This window comes from Nonomuraea roseola (assembly GCF_039535395.1).
GTDB lineage: Bacteria > Actinomycetota > Actinomycetes > Streptosporangiales > Streptosporangiaceae > Nonomuraea > Nonomuraea roseola.
This window is the reverse complement of the sequence record NZ_BAAAXC010000015.1, coordinates 5,353,973-5,371,048: the sequence shown is the minus strand read 5'-3', so window position 1 is coordinate 5,371,048 and position 17,076 is coordinate 5,353,973. Positions and strand designations below refer to the sequence as shown.

14 protein-coding genes are annotated in these 17,076 nt (G+C 70.3%); 5 read left to right on the top strand and 9 right to left on the bottom strand.

Annotated elements, in window-relative coordinates; translation table 11 throughout:
* Positions 1–48: 48 nt before the first annotated feature.
* Together ABFX55_RS48795 and ABFX55_RS48790 are read right to left on the bottom strand one after the other, a co-directional pair.
* The gene (locus ABFX55_RS48795) at positions 49–2,367 is read right to left on the bottom strand and encodes a SpoIIE family protein phosphatase (protein ID WP_346130989.1); all 2,319 of its coding nucleotides are present in this window, start codon (positions 2,365–2,367) and stop codon (positions 49–51) included.
* A 44-nt stretch (positions 2,368–2,411) separates the two neighbouring features.
* Positions 2,412–6,686, bottom strand: a complete 4,275-nt coding sequence (locus tag ABFX55_RS48790) for a HAMP domain-containing protein (RefSeq protein ID WP_346130987.1) — start codon at positions 6,684–6,686, stop codon at positions 2,412–2,414.
* 128 nt (positions 6,687–6,814) lie between these two features.
* Here ABFX55_RS48790 and ABFX55_RS48785 point away from each other — a divergent pair, with 128 nt between their 5' ends.
* A complete protein-coding gene (locus ABFX55_RS48785; RefSeq protein ID WP_346130985.1) occupies positions 6,815–8,017 on the top strand; it encodes a PP2C family protein-serine/threonine phosphatase in 1,203 nt (400 codons plus the stop codon).
* 36 nt (positions 8,018–8,053) lie between these two features.
* Entirely contained in the window at positions 8,054–8,569 is a 516-nt protein-coding gene (locus tag ABFX55_RS48780; RefSeq protein WP_346130983.1) for a MarR family winged helix-turn-helix transcriptional regulator, read from the top strand.
* Between the two features lie 113 nt (positions 8,570–8,682).
* Here the strand turns inward: ABFX55_RS48780 and ABFX55_RS48775 are convergent, their stop codons facing one another.
* From ABFX55_RS48775 to ABFX55_RS48760, 4 genes are all read right to left on the bottom strand, one after another.
* Positions 8,683–9,444, bottom strand: coding sequence for an SAM-dependent methyltransferase (locus tag ABFX55_RS48775; protein ID WP_346130982.1), 762 nt, complete (start codon positions 9,442–9,444; stop codon positions 8,683–8,685).
* A gap of 151 nt (positions 9,445–9,595) precedes the next feature.
* Positions 9,596–9,937, bottom strand: coding sequence for a MerR family transcriptional regulator (locus ABFX55_RS48770; RefSeq protein WP_346130980.1), 342 nt, complete (start codon positions 9,935–9,937; stop codon positions 9,596–9,598).
* A 466-nt stretch (positions 9,938–10,403) separates the two neighbouring features.
* Positions 10,404–11,396 (bottom strand): polyphosphate kinase 2, encoded by a 993-nt coding sequence (gene ppk2 / locus ABFX55_RS48765; protein ID WP_346130978.1) that lies wholly within the window; start codon positions 11,394–11,396, stop codon positions 10,404–10,406.
* Positions 11,397–11,461: 65 nt separating this feature from the next.
* Complete coding sequence (locus ABFX55_RS48760) at positions 11,462–12,601, bottom strand: PP2C family protein-serine/threonine phosphatase (protein WP_346130976.1); 1,140 nt, start codon at positions 12,599–12,601, stop codon at positions 11,462–11,464.
* A gap of 143 nt (positions 12,602–12,744) precedes the next feature.
* On the opposite strand from ABFX55_RS48760, the gene ABFX55_RS48755 reads away from it, so the two are divergent.
* The 3 genes from ABFX55_RS48755 (at position 12,745) to ABFX55_RS48745 (ending at position 15,021) form a co-directional block, all read left to right on the top strand.
* A complete protein-coding gene (locus ABFX55_RS48755) occupies positions 12,745–13,224 on the top strand; it encodes a MarR family winged helix-turn-helix transcriptional regulator (RefSeq protein ID WP_346130975.1) in 480 nt (159 codons plus the stop codon).
* Between the two features lie 163 nt (positions 13,225–13,387).
* On the top strand, positions 13,388–13,801 hold the full coding sequence (locus tag ABFX55_RS48750; RefSeq protein WP_346130974.1) for an ATP-binding protein: 414 nt from the start codon (positions 13,388–13,390) through the stop codon (positions 13,799–13,801).
* Entirely contained in the window at positions 13,798–15,021 is a 1,224-nt protein-coding gene (locus tag ABFX55_RS48745; RefSeq protein ID WP_346130973.1) for a PP2C family protein-serine/threonine phosphatase, read from the top strand. The genes ABFX55_RS48750 and ABFX55_RS48745 overlap by 4 nt, the downstream gene beginning before the upstream one ends.
* Here the strand turns inward: ABFX55_RS48745 and ABFX55_RS48740 are convergent.
* Genes ABFX55_RS48740 through ABFX55_RS48730 form a run of 3 tightly spaced genes read right to left on the bottom strand, consistent with a single transcriptional unit; the run spans position 15,003 to position 16,990 of the window.
* The gene (locus ABFX55_RS48740; RefSeq protein WP_346130971.1) at positions 15,003–15,533 is read right to left on the bottom strand and encodes a VanZ family protein; all 531 of its coding nucleotides are present in this window, start codon (positions 15,531–15,533) and stop codon (positions 15,003–15,005) included. The two genes, ABFX55_RS48745 and ABFX55_RS48740, sit on opposite strands and share 19 nt — an antisense overlap.
* Before the next feature lie 47 nt (positions 15,534–15,580).
* On the bottom strand, positions 15,581–15,961 hold the full coding sequence (locus ABFX55_RS48735; protein WP_346130969.1) for an STAS domain-containing protein: 381 nt from the start codon (positions 15,959–15,961) through the stop codon (positions 15,581–15,583).
* Positions 15,962–15,988: 27 nt separating this feature from the next.
* Entirely contained in the window at positions 15,989–16,990 is a 1,002-nt protein-coding gene (locus ABFX55_RS48730) for a YihY/virulence factor BrkB family protein (protein ID WP_346130967.1), read from the bottom strand.
* Positions 16,991–17,076: the final 86 nt, after the last annotated feature.

Genomic DNA, 17,076 nt, shown 5'->3' with positions numbered 1-17,076 from the left:
GCCGACGACGTCATCCCACGGGAACGGCCGCCCGTGGTCGGCGGAGGGTCAGCGCAGGCCGACGCCGATGAGGCAGGTGTCGTCGTCGGTGTCGGAGCGGTTGTTCGCGAGCAGGTGGTCCAGCCGCTCCTCCAGGCTGGGGGCGCGCCGGCTGGCCGAGACGAGGAGATGGCGCTGGGCGTCCTCCAGCGTCGTGTCCGTCCGCTCGATCAGGCCGTCGGTGTACATCAGCAGCGTGTCTTCGCGCTGCAGCTCGATGCGGCCCTCCTCGAAGTCGGCCTCGCTCACCGCGCCCAGCAGGATCCCGCCGATCATGGGCAGTTCGGCGGCCCTGTCCTCGCGGATCAGGATGGGCGGCAGATGTCCGGCTCTGGCCCAGCGCAGCACCCTGGTCTCGGGGTTGTAGAGCGCGCAGACCGCGGTAGCCGTGATGTTGTCGATCATCTGGTGCGTGACGAGGTTCAGCCAGGACATCAGCTGGGCCGGCCCCGCTCCGGTGACGGCCAGCCCCCGCAGGGCGTTGCGCAGGATGACCATGCCGGTGGCCGCCTCGATGCCGTGCCCGGCCACGTCGCCCACCGACAGCAGGATCTGCTTGGACGGCAGGACGATGGCGTCGTACCAGTCGCCGCCGACCAGGTGCTCCTTCTCCGCGGGGCGGTAGCGGACGGCGATCTGCAGGTCGAAGGCGTCCATGGGCCCTCGGGTGGGCGGCATGATCGCCTGCTGCAGCTGGAGCGCCAGGCGGTTCTGCTCGGCGGCCTGCTGCTCGGTCTGGACGAGCTGGTCCTGCGTGGCGGCCAGCGCCACCTCGGTCCAGTGCTGTGCGGAGATGTCCTGGAAGGCGCCTCGGATGGCCAGGAGCGTGGCACGGTCGTCGAAGACCGGCTCGGCGATGACGCGGATGTGACGGCTGATGCCGTCGGCCCGCTGGAGCCTGAAGGTGAGCGAGGCGGGGCGCCGGTGGTGCAGCAGCGCGCGCAGGAAGCGCCCGACCTCGGGGACGTCGTCGGGGTGGGCGTGCTCGGCCAGCCTGTCGATCGGGATGGGCGCGGCCGACCGCTCGAGGCCGTAGAGCTCGAACAGCTGCTCGTTCCAGGTGATCTCACCGAGGACGGCGTCCTCCTCGAAGCCGCCGATGCGGCCGAGGCGCTGGGCGTGCTGGAGCAGCCTGGCCAGCCGGGTCGTCTCGTCGAGTATCGCCCAGACCACCAGCACGCCGCCGCCCTGGCGGCTGAGGCTCAGGCGCATGACGACGCTCAGCGGCACCTGGTCGACGAGCGTGGTGAGCGCCATCCGGTCGGCGCGGAACGGCTCGCCCGTGGCGTAGACGTGCTGGACCTTCTCGTAGATGCCGCCGTCGCCCGCCAGCAGCGGATAGGTCTCCAGCAGCATCGTGCCGACGACCTCGCCCCTCGGGCGGCCCGCAGGGTCGAGGAAGGGGCCGTTGGCGTGGCTGATGTGGAAGTCGACCAGGTGACCCTGGCCGTCGAGGTGGGGTGTCAGCACCAGGGCGGGATCGTGCAGGCCGTCGGCCAGGTCCACCAGCTCGGAGTAGGCGTCGCCGGCGGGGACGGGCAGCTCGCCGGATGGCGCTTCGAGGGTGTGGGCGACCAGCTCGGCCAGCGCCTCCACCTGCTTGCGGATCTGCGGCGACGGCGGTTCGAGGTCATGCGGCCAGGCGATCTCGAGCACGCCCAGCAGCCGGCCCCCCGTGCCCGCGGGCACGGTGACGCGCCCTCCCGACAGGTGCCGGTGCCCGATCGTGGGCAGCCCCGCATGCCTCAGCGAGTCGAACCAGACCGTGCTGCGATCGGTCAGCGCCTTGCGCGCCGCCGTGGTGACGCCCGGCGGCACGTAGTGCCACCGCCTGGCCTCCTCGCTACTGAAGCCCGCGTAGCCGGCCAGGCTGAGTGAGGCGTCAGGCCCGGCGGCCCACACGGCGACGGCCGTGGCGCCGAGCGGTCCCAGCGCGTGCTCGAGGAGCGAGACGGCCACCGCCTGGGTGTCGGGCGCGTGCACGATCCCGGTCTCGGCGGCGCGCAGCCGTACCGCGGAGCTGCGGGTCTCCCCCGGCGGGGCCTCGACCAGGAACTCGCTCGCCACAGCGGCCAGCCGGTCGCGTGCGGCCTGGTTGATGAGGTCGGCGGCCAGTTCGAGGGGCGAGACGCCGGCCTCCTCCGCCAGCGTGGCGAGTTGCTGGGCCGCCTGCGTCGGGCCGCACTGCAGCCGTTCGATCAGGATGCCCCTGGCGAGCTCGATCAGCGCGCGACCGTCCGCGGCCTGCTGGGCCTCCTGCACCTCACGGCGCAGGCGCTCGATCGTGGCCGCGAGCCTGCCGATTCCGGCATGCTCGCCTTCCGGCATGGACGAGGGCTGCAATCTCTGACTCCTGTGGTGGTCGGGGCGGCTCAGGCGCTGATCCATCGCCGGATGAGGCGCAGGAGATGGTCGGTCTCGACGGGCTTGGTGACGTAGTCACTCGACCCCGAGGCCAGGCTCTTCTCCTGGTCGCCAGGCATGGCCTTGGCGGTCACGGCGATGATCGGCAGATCCTTGTACTGCGGCATCGCCCTGATCGCCGAGGTCGCGGCGTAGCCGTCCATCTCCGGCATCATCACATCCATCAGCACGATGTCGATCTCAGGATGGGCGACCAGCGTGTCGATGCCCTTGCGGCCGTCCTCGGCGTGCAGCACCCGCATGCCGTGGATCTCCAGGATGCTGGTCAGCGCGAACAGGTTGCGGGTGTCGTCGTCGACGACCAGCACGGTACGGCCGGCCAGCGTGCCGTCCTCCTCGCGGCCGGCGGGCTCGCCGCCCTCCTTCTCCGAGCGCACCAGCGGCAGCACGTCACCCGGCTGCTCCGCCGTCAGATGCAGGGCGATGCGCTCGCGCAGTTCGTCCAGGCTGGACAGCAACTCCAGCGGCTGGGAGTCGGCGCGCGACTGCAGCGACTGCTCCTGCGCGGGATCCATCCGCCAGTTGTTGTAGGCCAGGACCGGCACGCCCTGCAGGGCAGCGTCGCCGTCGATGGCCTCGAGCAGGCCGAAGGCCGCCCTGTCCGGCATGTCGAGGTCGAGGACGATGCAGTGGCAGGGGTCGGCGGCCAGCGTGGCGGCCGCCTCCTGCGCGCCCGCCGCGCTCACGATCTCCACGGGTCCGTGGGAGTTGCCGACGTCGCGGTTGGCCAGGTCCGTCAGGACGCTCTCCGCCACCAGCGACAGCAGGCCGCGCGGCCGTCCCTCGACCACGAGCAGCCTGCGCTGCTGCGAGGGCGGCTGGACGACGGCGGGCCACTCCTGCCCGGCGCGCTCCTCGGCCTCGCTGTGCGCCATGAACGGCGCCGGGTCGGCGGGCTGCTCGGTGAAGTCGGGCCTGGCGACCGGCAGGAACAGCGTGAAGGTGCTGCCCTGGCCCGGCGCGCTCTGCGCGGTGATCGCGCCGCCGAGCAGGTAGGCGATCTCGCGGCTGATGGACAGGCCGAGGCCCGTGCCGCCGTACTTGCGGCTGGTGGTGCCGTCGGCCTGCTGGAAGGCGCCGAAGATCACCTCCAGCTGCTGCTCGCCGATGCCGATGCCGGTGTCGATGACCCTGAAGGCGATCGCGGGGCCGTGCGGCCTGACGCTGGAGGGCAGTTGCGACTTCGGCGCGGGTTCGATGCGCAGTTCTACGCTGCCCGTCTCAGTGAACTTCACCGCGTTGGACAGCAGGTTGCGCAGCACCTGGCGGAGCCTGGAGTCGTCGGTGATCAGGCTGTCGGGCACGCCTGGCGCCGTCGTGATGCGGAACTCGAGGCTCTTGTCCGTCGTCATCGGCCTGAAGGTGGCCTCGACGTAGTCGTGCAGCTGGCGCAGCGAGACCCGCTCGGGGCTGATGTCCATCTTGCCCGCCTCGACCTTCGACAGGTCGAGGATGTCGTTGATCAGCTGGAGCAGGTCCGCGCCCGCCGAGTGGATGACGCTGGCGTACTCGACCTGCTTGGCGGTCAGGTTGCGCGTGGGGTTCTGAGCCAGCAGCTGGGCGAGGATGAGCAGCGAGTTGAGCGGCGTGCGCAGCTCGTGGCTCATGTTGGCCAGGAACTCGCTCTTGTACTTCGAGGCGAGCGACAGCTGCTGCGCGCGGTCCTCGAGCTCCTGCCTGGCCTGTTCGATCTCCAGGTTCTTGGTCTCGATGTCCTGGTTCTGCGAGGCGAGCAGCGCCGCCTTCTCCTCGAGCTCGGCGTTGGAGCGCCGCAGCTCCTCCTGCTGGTTCTGCAGTTCCTCGGAGCGGGTCTGCAGCTCCGCCGTCAGCCGCTGCGACTCCACCAGCAACTCGTCGGTGCGGGCGTTGGCGACGATGGTGTTGACGTTGACACCGATCGTCTCCATCAGCTGGTCGAGGAAGGCGCGGTGCACGGGCGTGAAGGAGTAGAGCGAGGCCAGCTCGATGACGCCGAGCACCTGCTCCTCCACCACGATCGGCAGCAGGATCAGCGAGGTGGGCACCGTCTCGCCGAGGCCGGAGGAGACCGTGACGTAGTCGCGCGGGATCTGGTCCATGGTGATCGTACGGCGGGTGCGGGCGGCCTGGCCGACCAGCGACTCGCCCATCCTGAACCTGGTGGCGCTCTCGCCCGCGGGGAAGCCGTAGGCGCTGATGAGCTGCAGCTCGGTGCCCGCGGTCGTCTCCTCCGCCAGGAAGAAGGCGCCGAACTGGGCCGACACGAGCGGCGCCAGCTCGTTCATCACCAGCTCCGCCACCGTGGCCAGGTCGCGGTGGCCCTGCATGAGCCCCGACATGCGGGCCAGGTTGGACTTGAGCCAGTCCTGGTCCTCGTTGGCCTTGGTGGTGTCGCGCAGCGACTTCACCATCGAGTTGATGTTGTCCTTGAGCTCGGCCACCTCGCCCGAGGCGTCGACGGTGATGGAGCGGGTCAGGTCTCCCGAGGTGACGGCGCTGGTCACCTCGGCGATGGCGCGCACCTGGCGGGTGAGGTTGCCCGCGAGCTCGTTGACGTTCTCCGTCAGCCGCTTCCAGGTGCCGGACACGCCCTCGACCTCGGCCTGGCCGCCCAGCCTTCCCTCGCTGCCGACCTCGCGGGCCACCCTGGTGACCTCCGCGGCGAAGGACGACAGCTGGTCGACCATGGTGTTGATGGTGGTCTTGAGCTCCAGGATCTCGCCGCGGGCGTCCACGTCGATCTTCCTGGTGAGGTCGCCCCTGGCCACGGCGGTCGTGACCTGGGCGATGCTGCGCACCTGGTTGGTCAGGTTGTCGGCCATGGAGTTGACGTTGTCGGTGAGGTCCTTCCAGGTCCCCGCGACGTTGGGCACGCGGGCCTGGCCGCCGAGCTGTCCCTCGGTGCCGACCTCGCGGGCCACGCGGGTCACCTCGTCGGCGAAGGCGCTGAGGGTGTCGACCATCGTGTTGATGGTCTGTGCGAGGGCCGCCACCTCACCCTTGGCCTCGACGATGATCTTCTGCGACAGGTCGCCCTTGGCCACCGCGGTCGCCACCTGGGCGATGCTGCGCACCTGGTTGGTCAGGTTGGAGGCCATGAAGTTGACGTTGTCGGTGAGGTCCTTCCAGGTGCCGGAGACGCCGCGCACGGTGGCCTGGCCGCCGAGCTGGCCCTCGGTGCCGACCTCGCGGGCCACGCGGGTCACCTCGTCGGCGAAGGCCGAGAGCTGGTCGACCATCGTGTTGATGGTCTCCTTCAGCTCGAGGATCTCGCCGCGGGCGTCGACCCTGATCTTCTGCGACAGGTCGCCCTTGGCGACGGCGGTGGTGACCTCGGCGATGCTGCGCACCTGGGCGGTGAGGTTGTCGGCCATGACGTTGACCGATTCGGTCAGCGCCTTCCAGGTGCCGGAGACGCCCTTGACGTCGGCCTGGCCCCCCAGCCTTCCCTCGGTGCCCACCTCGCGGGCGACCCTGGTGACCTCGTCGGCGAACGACGACAGCTGGTCAACCATCGTGTTCAGGGTGTTCTTCAGCTCGAGGATCTCGCCGCGGGCCGAGACGGTGATCTTCTGCGACAGGTCGCCCCGCGCCACCGCGGTGGCCACCTGCGAGATGTTGCGGACCTGGGCGGTGAGGTTGCCCGCCATGTAGTTGACGGAGTCGGTGAGGTCGCGCCAGGTGCCTGCCACGCCCTTGACGTCGGCCTGGCCGCCGAGCTGACCCTCGGTGCCCACCTCGCGGGCGACCCTGGTGACCTCGTCGGCGAAGGAGGACAGCTGGTCGACCATCGTGTTGACGGTGTTCTTCAGCTCGAGGATCTCGCCGCGCGCGTCGACCGTGATCTTCTGCGACAGGTCGCCCTTGGCCACCGCCGTGGTGACCTCGGCGATGCTGCGCACCTGGTCGGTGAGGTTGCCCGCCATGGCGTTGACGGACTCGGTGAGGTCCTTCCACGTCCCCGACACGCCTGGCACGTCGGCCTGGCCGCCGAGCCTTCCCTCGGTGCCGACCTCGCGGGCCACGCGGGTCACCTCGGAGGTGAACAGCGACAGCTGGTCGACCATGCCGTTGAAGACCTGCGCGATCTCGCCGAGCAGTCCATCGGCGTCGCCGGGCAGGCGCGTGCCGAAGTCGCCGTCCCTGACCGCGGTCAGTCCTGCAAGCAACTGTCGGAGTTCGAGCTCTCCGGCGTCGCCGACCTGCCGAGTTCCCGACCGGCTTCCACTCACCCTGTCGCCCATCCCCTCGCTATCCTTGCCATAGGGCAAATATACGGCCAGGAGATTAGCCCAGGTGATCCCTATTGGACAATTCGCTCCCGCGACGGTATTTGCTAGAGGCAACAACCTCCCATGTGACGAGGAAGAACGTGGCTATCCGCAATGGCCTGAGCGCCGTCTATGAGGCTCTCCACTCGGCCGCGCCGTACGCGCTGGCGGAGGTGGTCCGCGACGCGCTCGTCGCTCATACGTCCGCGCAGAGCGCGGAGCTGCTGCTGGCCGACTACGCGCTGGTCGCGCTGAGGCCCGTGCTCGACACTCCCGTCCTCGGCGACGACGAGATCCGTATCGACTCCAGCGACGCGGGCCGCGCCTTCGCCTCCCAGCAGGCGCAGTGGGAGGAATCTCACAGCACGCTCCACCTGCCGGTCACGGCGTGCGGCGAGCGTTTCGGCGTGCTCAGCGTCCGCCTGCCCCTCGCGCCCGAGCTCGGCGATGTCGGCGAGTTCCTGGAGGTGGCCGAGGCCCTCGGCCACGGCCTGCGCGGCGCGGACCGTCTCACCGACCGCTACCAGCGGGCCCGCCGCATGGCCAGGATGACGCTGGCCGCCGAGATGCAGTGGGGGCTGCTGCCCGGCTACGGCCACACCGGCGAGGGCTACCGCCTCGCCGGCCAGCTCGAACCGGCCTACGCCGTCTACGGCGACAACTTCGACTGGAGCTGCGACCCCGACTCGCTCGGGCTCTCGATCACCAACGGCATGGGCGAGGGCATGCGGGCGGCGCTGCTGACCACGCTCGCCGTCACCGCCCTGCGCAACGCCCGCAGGTCGGGGGCGGGCCTGGAAGAGCAGGCCGGCCTCGCCGACGAGGCCATCTACGCGCAGTACGGCGGGCGCGAGTACGTCTCGACCCTCCTGCTGCGCTTCGAGGCCGCCACCGGCCAGTTGTTCGCCGTCGACGCGGGATCGCCCAGGCTGATCCGCCTGCGCGGGCTCGACGTCGAGACCATCAAGCTCGACCAGCAACTGCCCCTCGGCATGTTCGGCAACACCACCTACGTCGAGCAGTCCGTGTCGCTCCAGCCCGGCGACAGGGTGGTCGTCATCAGCGACGGGGTCTACGGGGCGCGCTCCTCGGCCGAGGAGCAGTTCGGCGAGTCACTCCTCGAGTCCGTCGTCAGATCCACCCGGCTGCAACCCGCCGACGAGGCCGTCAGGACAATGATTCGTGGCATGCTGACGTTCAGGGAAGGCGTCGACGTCTTCGACGACGCCGTCGTGGTGTGCCTCGACTGGACCGCCGACCAGACCGTCGAAGCCCTTCCCCCCGCGAGGGGAGATGCTGTCTGAGGTGCCCCCGCACCCTGCCCGAACTGGAATCGCCGTATGAACGACCACCGTGAGCTCGGTCACCTCGATCCCGCGACCGGCGCCGCCGTCGAGAACGCCGCCGCCGCTCTGGTCGCTGTCTGGGCCTCCTCCCGGCAGACCGCGGCCACCAAGGTCTCCTCCATCCAGATGCAGGCGCTCCTGACCATCGAACGCCACCGGGAGGTCAACCTCGCCAGGCTCGGCGAGGCTCTGGGCGCGCTGCCCTCCTCCACCAGCCGCCTGTGCGACCGGCTGGAGGCCACCGGATGGGTGCGCCGCTCGGTCTCCCCCGACGACCGGCGCGAGCTGACCATCGGCCTCACCCCGTCGGGGAAGGCCCTCCTGGAGGAGTTGCGCGCCCGGCGCCGCGACGACCTCGCCCGCGTCGTGGACGAGATGCCGCCCGAGGCCCGCAAGGCCCTGCTGCGCGGTCTGCGGGCCTTCACCGCGGCCGCGGACCAGGTCACCGCGCAGAGGAGCGATCGCTCCGACGACAACTGGACCATCATCGCGGGACGGTTCCTCGCCTGACGGTTCCCCTGCGTGCGAGCGGTCCCCCGGCTACTTCCGGGCGGCCCCGGCTACTTTGGCGGTGCTTCGGCTACTTCCGCGCCGCCCCCCGGCTGCTCTCGGGCGGCCCCCGGCTACTTTCTGGCGGTCACCAGGGCGAAGGAGAGGAACTCGCCCTGGTCGGCCTCGAGCATGGCGATGGTCTGCTCGGCGGCCTCCCTGCCGTCGGGGCGGTGCTCCAGGCAGGCGCGGGCCCACAGCAGCCAGTCGTTCCAGCCGTCGCGCTGCAGACGCGCCGACGTCACGGTGACCAGCTCGGTGATCTCCCACTGGAAGCGCCACCACTGCGCGGTGTGCCAGGCGATCGCCTCCCAGCCCACGAGCGCCCTGATGTGCGGCGGGATGGCGCCGAGATCGCGGATCTCGCGGGTCATACCGGGAGTGGCGATCCCCAGCTGGCCGCCCGGCTTCAGGAAGCGCGTGATGTAGGCGAGGTAGCCGTCGGCGGTGCCGAAGTACTCGTAGGAGTCGATGCTGATGATCGCGTCGAAGGACTCAGGCTCGAAGGGCAGCGCGTGGGCCTCGGCGTTGACCGCCTGAACGCGATCGGCGACCCCCGCCTCGGCGAAGACGGCCGCGGCGGTGTCGGCCGCGATCCACAGGTCGGCCGCCACGACCTCCACGCCGAACTCACGGGCCAGGAACACCGAGGTCGCCCCCATGCCCGAGCCGAGGTCGAGCACCCGCATGCCCGGCTTCAGTTCGAGGTCTGCTGACAGGTCCTCCAGCAGCCACAGCGGGTTCGGGCCCATGTCCAGGCCCACCAGCCACGCGGGGTCGTACAGGGAGGAGCGGGGGTAGACGTCGGGACGGACGAGGTTGCTCAGCGCGGTCACAGCGCCGCATTCCACCACTTCGGCCCCGGCGCCGCAAACCGATATCCCATGGCCCCTGTCGCCCCGCCCCTGCCGGGGCCGCGCACGTCGTGACCCGCGACGATCCCGCGGCCGGCCGAGATCGTCAGCCTGGTCGACGTGGGTGAGCTGTTCAGCGACCCTGCCGGTCGCCGTGAAGCGCTCTGGACCGGCGGAGTTCGGCGTTGATGCGCAACGCCTCGGCCAGCTGGTCCTCAAGAATGATGATGCGGCACGCGGCCTCCAGGCCCGTGCCCTGGTCGACCAGCTCGCGCGCCCTGGCCGCCAGGCGCAGCTGGTAGCGCGAGTAGCGACGATGGCCGCCTTCGGAACGTCGCGGCTCGATCAGTTTGGCGGCGCCAAGCGCACGCAGGAAAGCAGGGGTGACACCCACCATCTCGGCGGCCGTGCCCATGCTGTAGGCGGGGTAGTCCTCGTCATCGAACCTGTCGTCGGGCCTGGCGCCCGATGCCATGACCGCTTGATCCATAAAACCTTCCCACACGCCGACGGGGGCCCCGGCGCCATGCGCCGGGGCCCGATTGAGGTTCAACACCATCTGTCGGCCGGTTGGCCGAGTTTTCTTCTTCCGCATCAACCGCGCGGAGCGCGGGCGTGATGCGGGGATCGCGAATGTGTGACCGTAGACCACCGTCCTTACTGTGGAACTCCGGTACCCGTGCGGCCTTACTTCGCCTGCGACGGGCGATCCCGATGGCGTTCAACTCTCCCTTCTGTTCTTCTCTTCGATCCGTACGACGGCCCGCGTCCACGCGTCAGGGGCCCTTACCACTGCCTTGCCCCTTGCACGTCCGGCGCGGCATGTCCACGCTCGTCCGGGCAGGCGTCGTCGTCCTGCTGTGTCGTGCCTGCCCTCGTGGAACCGTTCCTTGCGATGCAAAAACACTATCGCGACGACGAGCCAATGTCTACTTCAGCCACTATAGATTTTCTTCACCACGGGAGTCCGGGCTCCGGTCCTCCTCCAGGACGTCGGCGGCCGTGCGGATGATGAGCGGGTCCGGCACGCCGACCACCTCGTGGTTCTTGCCCTCGTAGTCGAAGCGGCTCAGAACGTGGCGGATCGCTTCGATACGCGCACGCTTCTTGTCGTTGCTCTTGATGACCACCCACGGGGCGTGGTCGGTGTCGGTGTGGAGGAACATGTCCTCCTTGGCCTCGGTGTACTCGTCCCACTTCTGGCGGGAGGCCAGGTCCATGGGGGACAGCTTCCAGCGCCTGACCGGGTCGATGCCGCGGATGATGAAGCGGGTCAGCTGTTCGCCGCGGGAGACGGAGAACCAGAACTTGATCAGGTGGATGCCGTCCTCGACGAGCATCTGCTCCAGCATCGGCGCCTGCCGCAGGAACTGCAGATACTGGGCTGCGGTGCAGAACCCCATCACCCTCTCGACGCCCGCGCGGTTGTACCAGGAGCGGTCGAAGAAGACCATCTCTCCCTGCGCGGGCAGGTGGGCGACGTAGCGCTGGAAGTACCACTGGGCGCTCTCGCGCGAGCCCGGCTTGTCCAGCGCGACCACCGAGGCGCCGCGCGGGTTGAGATGCTCCTGGAAGCGCTTGATCGTGCCGCCCTTGCCCGCGGCGTCGCGACCCTCGAACAGGATCACCAGCCTGACGCCGTTGTCCTTGATCCAGTACTGCAGCTTCACCAGCTCGATCTGCAGCTGCCGCTTGATCCGCGCGTACTCGTCGCGGTCCATGCGGCTGTCGTAGGGGTAGTGCTCTCGCCAGGTGTCGACGGCGTTGCCGACCCGATCGACCAGGACGGGGTCGTCATCGTCGTCGTCGATCACCCGCAGCTGCGAAAGATCCTTGAGCAGCTCGCTCGAGGCCACCACCGCCTTGCCCAACCGACCGGCGGCAAACAGCCCGCCGTCGTCGGCCTTGTCCGTCTCATGCACCACATCGCCCACGGCGCCTGCCCTACCCCGAGCACCCCAGACGACACGCGCGGGTCAGAGCGGACAGCCGCCCGCGATCAGCGGCCCCGCCAGTCGAGGCACATGACCAGCGCGTCGTCCGCGATGGTGGTGCGGCCCCATTCGGAGATCTCCCGCAGGATCGCGGGCGGCACCTCCGCCGCGGGAAGCATCCGGGTGGCGCTGATCGCCCTGTGGAGGGCCTGCCGGCCGTAGAGCTCGCCGTCCGGAGCGAGCACGGCGTGCACGCCGTCGCTGACGAAGATCAGGCGATCGCCCGGCAGGAGTGTGATCTCCTCGGTGAAGTACTCGGTCTGGTCGAACATGCCCAGCGGGAGCTGCTGTACGAAGTCGATGCTCTCGATGTGCTTGTCGCGCACCCGCAGCAGCCGAGGCGAGCCCGCGTCGATGACCTGGCCGCGGCCGGTGTCGAGGTCGACGTTCAGCAGCACCGTCTCGACGTGGAGCCGTCCCTTGTGCTGGGAGTAGATCGCCTGGTCGGCGAGAGCGGCCTGGTTGGGCAGCGAGATCCCCGCCCTGCGGGCGTTGCGCAGCGCGTTGACCGTCAGGTTGGTGAGCAGCGCGGCGTCGATGCCTTCGCCCATGCCGTTGGTCAGGGCCAGCGTCAGCGATCTCGCGTCGGTGCACCAGTCGAAGTTGTCACCGTAGATCGCGTAGGCGGGCTCCAGCTGAGCGCCCAGGTCGAATTCGGGACGGCTGCAGGAGCGCCCGGGCAGCAGCTGCCACTGCATCTCGGCGGCGAGGGTGAGCCGCTCGGTACGGCGCGCCTGAAGGTAGACGTCGGTGTCGCGCTCGGCGACCACCAGCTCGCGGCCCAGCACGGTGGCGACCTCGGCCAGCTCCTCCACGACCTGAGGCGTGCAGCGCTCGTCGGGGAAGGTCACGGTGAGCACGCCGAGCCGGTCGCCGCGCACGCTCACGGGCAGGTACACGCACGTCAGCCCGCCGCCGACGGATTCGGAGACCGTCTCCTGCGAGCCGAAGGCCCGCCCCGCCGTCCCTGTGTGCACCCCGACGGACACCGCGGTGTACGGCACGGCGAGAACCGGTTGCAGCACGCTGAGGCCGTAGTCGGCCATGAGCAGCTCCACCGAAGCCGCCGCGTAGTGCTCCATGAGCGAGGCCCGTGCCGCCTCGACCACGGCGTGCGGAGCCGCCTCCCTCAGAGAGCGCTCCACCGCCAACAGTCCTTCTGACACCTGGTCACGTCCTTCATCTGCGAGGACGCACCGCTGCGCGTTCCCGACAAGAGGATACGGACACCTGGCGTCGGAACGATCCCGAGCTGACAACAGCTCCGCCGAGATGGCACAGTGGAGGCGTGGACCTCCGCCCCGCCTCGCCCTCGCCGCCCGAGGCCGCCCTGCGCGCCTCCGGGATCGTCGAGCTGCTCGAGGTGCTGTGGGGCTTCGGCCGCGACCTGTCGACCGGCCCGATCTCGCCCTCCCAGCTGCGGGTCCTGCTCGCCGTCGAGGGCACCCAGGGCATCAACCAGCGCTCACTGGCCGAGGTGCTCGACTCCTCACCTCCCTCGGTGAGCCGCCTGTGCGACCGGCTGCAGGCCGTCGGCTTCCTGCAGCGCAGGGTCAATCCCGAACGCCGCCGCGAGGTGGAGCTCCACCTCACCGAGCACGGCAGGGTCTTCCTCGAGAGGCAGCGCGAGCAGCGCGAACGGGAGCTGGCGGCCGTCCTCGCCACGATGTCCCCCGCCCACCGCGCCGCGCTGATGACCGGGCTGACGGCCTTCCAGGCAGCCGCCGGGCGCGAGGGCCCCTCCGAGTCCGTCGCCCGCACCGCCTGAAACCTTGCCATAGGGCAATAATCGGAGCGCCGTCGCAGGTCAGAGGTGTTTGTTCGAGCTGATGCGGCCGGATCGGTGGCCTCGGACGATGATCCAGGCCTATAGTTGTCACACGACAACATTTGCGCACGGTCTCGACGGCCACAGCGCGAGGGGGGCGCGCATGACAGCGGGCGCACCAGAGCTGCAGGGGTCGGTGACCATCGCCGTGAGCGGCGAAGAGGACCTGATGGCCGCACGGCACGCCGTCCGATCGGCCTCCATGGCCAGCGGCTTTCCTCTCAGCGACCAGACCAGGATCGTCACCGCCGCGACCGAACTGGCGCGCAACGCCTACATCCACGACGGCGGCGGAACCGTCACCATCCAGGAGGTCCGCAGGCCTGGCGGCAAAGGGCTGCGCATCAGCGTCGCGGGCCAGGGTCCTGGAACCTCCGCCGCCGACGCCCTCATGAGCGAAGAGCCGGGCCCAGGTCACGAACTGGGCGGCGTCCGAAGACTCGTGGACGACTTCGAGTTCACCGCCGTCCCCGGCGAGGGCAGCACCGCCACGGTCATCCACTGGATCCAGGCGTGATCACCACGGTCACCTCGCTGACCATCCTCCGCCGCGACCTGCGAAGGCTCGCCTTCCGGTACGGCCTGCCGGTGGAGACCCGAGCCCGCCTGGTGCTCTCGGCCGTCGAGGTCGCCCGCCCGCGGCTGGCCGCGGGGCGGCCCCTGAACGTTCGCGCCGGCATCGAGTACGGCGGCGCCCACCCCCGCTTCCTCGCCGTCGAGCTGTCCGCCCCGTGGCCCGGCGCCACGCTGCCCCTGCCGTGCGAGCCAGGGAGGGAGGCCGGCGTCGTGTGGCGCATCGGGCTGCCTTCGCCACTCCCGCTCGCCGACCCCTCCGACACCGTCGGCGCCGAGGAGGCCGTGGAGGAGGAGCTCGCGCTCGCTCTCTCCCGGGTCGACGCGCTGAGCACCCAGCAGGACGAGATGAGGAGCGAGCTCGCCGAGACCGATCGCGGCCTCGTCGCCCTGTACGTGGAGCTGGAGGAGCGCGACGAGCGGCTCCGCCTCGCGCACAGCCTGATCTTCCGCGAGCTGGAGGCCGCGCTGCGCCCGCCGCCCCCGCTCGTGGAGGGGGTCGAGCTGGCGGTGCACTACGTCCCCGCGGGCGACCACGCTCCCACGGGCGGCGACCTCTACGACTGGTTCACCCTGCCCGACGACACGCTGCAGATCACGGTGGTGGACGCCATCGGCCACGGCGTGGAGAGCACCCGCAGCGCGCTCAACGTCACGCATGCCGTACGGACGCTGGTTCTGGAGCGCCACCCGCTGGAGTCGATCGTGGCGCGCACGGCCGACACGCTCGTGCCCACCTTCCGCGGGCTGATGGCCACCCTCCAGCTGGCCCGCCTCGACACCCGCACAGGAGAGCTGCGGCTGGCCAACGGGGGCCACCCCTTTCCGCTGCTGGTGCGCGCCGACGGCACAGCCCGCTACCTGGAGGCCTGGGGCAGCGGCGTCGGCTTCCCCTTCCCCGGCAGCGACGCCGTCCTCCATGACCGGCTCGCCCCCGGCGACCTGCTGCTCCTCTACACCGACGGGCTGACCGAGAGCCGGCGCGACCTCGACGAGGGCGAGCGGCTGCTGATGAGCTCGGCGCAGCGTCACGCCCATCTCCCGCTGCCCGAACTGATCGCGGCGATCGTGGCCGACCTGCACAGCGTCATCCTGCACGCCGACGACACGCTCCTGCTCGGCATCCGCCTTCCCGCAGGAGAGCCTCACGCGGCGGACGGCTGAGCCGCAGGCCGCAGCCACCGGGCCAGCCTGCGCCCGACGAGCAGGTAGGCCAGCACCGCACCGGCGGCGTTGAGAAGGACGTCGTCGGCGTCGAAGGCCCTGCCGACCACGAACGCGCCCTGGGCCACCTCGATCGACAGCGAGAACAGGCCCACGACCAGAGCGAGGCGGATGGGGCCGCGCAGGCGTCTCGACAGCACCGGCAAGATCACACCCAGCGGCATCATCAACGCCAGGTTGCCGCCGACCTGGACCAGCGCCGCCTTGACACTGGGCCGGTCCAGGTAGAACCGCAGGCTCGCCCCTGGCTCGACGTTGCCGGTGGCATCGCCCGCGGCCTCGGGCACGGGGGTCAGCGTGAGCTTCACCAGCACCGCCCCGAACACCGCCAGGCCGGCCAGTGCGAGCAGCGCCACCACGACCCGCTTGAGCACCGTGCCCGCTCGCGGAACGCGGCCGGGCTCCTCCTCGGGCTCCGTGGACGGGCGGGGACGACGACCTAGGATCGGCACGCGAAGCTCCATGACTCGGTCTGTGAAGGGGGCGGCGCTCGCCCGTTCTACGCGGGGTGCTCGCCGGCGAACGGCGCTCTCGTCCCGGTCGCCAGGCGGGCGGACTGGACGGTGTCGTACACCGGCAGGTATCTGGCGAGGCCGGTGATGTGCAGCAGCCTGGCGCACATCGGAGGAGGCTCGGCGTACGCGAGACCGGCTCCGGCGCTGCCGAGCAGGGTGTGGATTCCCAGCAGGGCGGCGATGCCGGTCGAGTCGAGGAAGGTGATCGCCGACAGGTCGATCACCGTGATCGGGGCGGGGGCGGGCGCGTAGCCCTCCAGCCAGGTTCGCAGGGTGCTCGCGGTCTGCCAGGTGAGCTCACCGCTGGGCCGGAGGATGAACGCGCCCTGCTCCAGCGCCGTGTCCAGCCGCAGTGTGTCGCTCATGAAGTCCTCCTGGCTCGGTACGACGCCTCATCTGCCCCAGCGGGACCACTTGACACCGAGCCCGTTCGGATTCCTGGGAGGGCCGTGCGGCCCCCGGCGAGCGCGCAGGTGTCGCCGCCGGCGTGAAGGCTCGGGCGGGGCCGGCGGCGGCTCGGCGGCGAGGTCGGTGACGGCCCCTCTGGTACTGGTGGCGGCCAGGGCGGTGGCCAGGAGGATCAGCTGGTTGGCGGCCTTGAGGAAGACGAGCATGACCGCGGCGGTGGCCACCAGCTGGTAGGCGGGGTTGTCCTCGGTGATCCGGAGGTAGACCTGGCCGAGGCTGTTGAGAATCTGCAGGCCGATGGTGATGAGCACGGCGGGGCCGAGCATCCTGCGCAGCGTGAGGCGCAGCCTGGGCGGCGCGCTGAGCAGGGCGAGGGCCAGCAGCAGGTTCACCAGCAGGCCGAGGGTGAACGTGGCCGCGGTCAGCAGCCAGCGGGCTGGAGCGGCGTCGGCGCCCACGGTGTGGTCCACCACCCAGGTCAGCAGGGACTCGGTGGCGAAGGCGACGGTCAGGCTGATCGCCAGCAGGAGACCGAGCCCTGTCAGGACGGCCAGGTCGATGAGCTGGCGCTGCCAGAAGGGGCCGGGGTACTCCTCCAGCTGCCAGATGGCCCTGCTGGCCGAGCGCAGCGCGTCCATCCAGAACAGCCCCGCGAGGGGGAATCCGACCAGCGCGATGATCCCGACCGTCTCCCTGGCCTGCCGTAACGCCATGACGTCGAGGCGGGGGAAGTTGTCGTTGAGGTAGCGCTGGACCGTGGCCAGCACCGTGGGGTCGTCCAGCACGTGCCCGAGCAACGAGAAGCCGAGAAGGACCAGAGCGAAGGTGGCGAAGAAGGCGTAGTAGGTCAACGCCGCCGACAGCCGGCCGCCGTCGACCCTGTCGTAGCGCACCACCGCGCGCACGAGGTGGTCCAGCCAGCCGTGCCTGCGACGTGCTCCCTGCCATGCGCCCGGCGCCCGCGCCACCCATCTGCTCAGCCACATGGCGGGGCACTACCCCTGCGCGGCCCCGCTACCACTGTGCGGCGAAACCCACGAAGCACGGCGTCCGGGGGAAGAGAGGCCCGGCC

What these genes read in the sequence shown, in the direction of transcription:
- ABFX55_RS48795 (WP_346130989.1), bottom strand. Translation starts at nt 2,367, where the DNA reads ATGCCGGAAGGCGAGCATGCCGGAATCGGCAGGCTCGCGGCCACGATC.
- ABFX55_RS48790 (WP_346130987.1), bottom strand. Translation starts at nt 6,686, where the DNA reads ATGGGCGACAGGGTGAGTGGAAGCCGGTCGGGAACTCGGCAGGTCGGC.
- ABFX55_RS48770 (WP_346130980.1), bottom strand. Translation starts at nt 9,937, where the DNA reads ATGGCATCGGGCGCCAGGCCCGACGACAGGTTCGATGACGAGGACTAC.
- ABFX55_RS48780 (WP_346130983.1), top strand. Translation starts at nt 8,054, where the DNA reads ATGAACGACCACCGTGAGCTCGGTCACCTCGATCCCGCGACCGGCGCC.
- ABFX55_RS48730 (WP_346130967.1), bottom strand. Translation starts at nt 16,990, where the DNA reads ATGTGGCTGAGCAGATGGGTGGCGCGGGCGCCGGGCGCATGGCAGGGA.
- ABFX55_RS48735 (WP_346130969.1), bottom strand. Translation starts at nt 15,961, where the DNA reads ATGAGCGACACACTGCGGCTGGACACGGCGCTGGAGCAGGGCGCGTTC.
- ABFX55_RS48750 (WP_346130974.1), top strand. Translation starts at nt 13,388, where the DNA reads ATGACAGCGGGCGCACCAGAGCTGCAGGGGTCGGTGACCATCGCCGTG.